The organism is Protofrankia coriariae (assembly GCF_001017755.1).
GTDB lineage: Bacteria > Actinomycetota > Actinomycetes > Frankiales > Frankiaceae > Protofrankia > Protofrankia coriariae.
Genome location: NZ_JWIO01000091.1, coordinates 1 through 1,062, shown reverse-complemented (window position 1 = coordinate 1,062; position 1,062 = coordinate 1). Strand labels below are relative to the sequence as shown.

General features: G+C 72.1%; 1 protein-coding gene and 1 pseudogene (1 of these 2 only partly in view). Both read right to left on the bottom strand.

The genetic code is table 11. The features are described from left to right. Positions 1–37, bottom strand: a pseudogene (locus FrCorBMG51_RS33325) (NAD-dependent epimerase/dehydratase family protein) (its annotated part extends 290 nt beyond the left edge of the window); the annotation flags it as partial. 81 nt (positions 38–118) lie between these two features. After that, the coding region (sucB, locus tag FrCorBMG51_RS24230; protein WP_047225317.1) for a 2-oxoglutarate dehydrogenase, E2 component, dihydrolipoamide succinyltransferase at positions 119–1,062 on the bottom strand (944 nt) is incomplete at its 5' end.

Genomic DNA, 1,062 nt, shown 5'->3' with positions numbered 1-1,062 from the left:
CGGGCGAGCCGGCCCGCCAGCCACGGCCGTCAAACATGATCATCAACCGGGGGTCGGGTACACGCCGGTCACGTACCGGCTCCCGGCCCCGGCTGTGGATCATCTGGTCATCGGATGGTCACAGGCCGAGTTCGGCCTCGAAGGAGCCTTCCTCCAGGCGCCTGCGCAGGGTGGTGAGGAAACGGGCCGCGTCGGCGCCATCGACGATCCGGTGGTCGTAGGTGAGCGCGAGGTACACGGTCGAACGCACCGCGATGATCTCGCCGAGCTCGGGGTCGTCGACGACCGTGGGCCGCTTGACCACCGCGCCGGTCCCGAGGATCCCGACCTGCGGCTGGTTGATGATCGGCGTGTCGAACAGGGCGCCGCGGCTGCCGGTGTTGGTCAGGGTGAAGGTGCCGCCGCCGAGCTCGTCCGGGGTGACCCGGTTCTCCCGCGTCCGGGTCGCCAGATCGTCGATCTTGCGCGCCATCCCGGTGAGGTTGAGGTCACCGGCGTGGTGGATGACCGGGACGAGCAGCCCCCGGTCGGTGTCCACGGCGATGCCCAGATGCTCGGCGTCGTAGTAGGTGATCGTGCCCTGTTCGATGTCCACGCTGGCGTTGACGTTGGGGTGCTCGCGCAGCGCCTCGCAGGTCGCGACCGCGAAGAACGGCAGGAACGACAGCTTGACGCCCTCCCGCGCCTCGAACGCCTTCTTCGCGCGGTCGCGCAGCCGGGCGATACGGGTGACGTCGGCCTCGACGACGGTGGTGAGCTGCGCGCTGACCTGGAGGGACTCGACCATCCGCTGCGCGATCACCGAACGTAGCCGCGACAGCTTCTCGGTGCGGCCACGCAGCGAGACCGGTGCCGCCGCGGGCGCGGCAGGCGCAGCCGGTGTCGCAGCGGGCACCGCCACCGGCGAGGCAGCGGGAGCGGCCGGGGCCGCGGCGGCCGGGCTGGCCGGGGTGCGTGCCGCGTCGATGACGTCCTGCTTGCGGATGCGGCCGCCGACACCGGTGCCCGTCACCGCGGCGAGGTCCACGTCGTGCTCGGCGGCGAGCCGCCGGACCAGCGGGG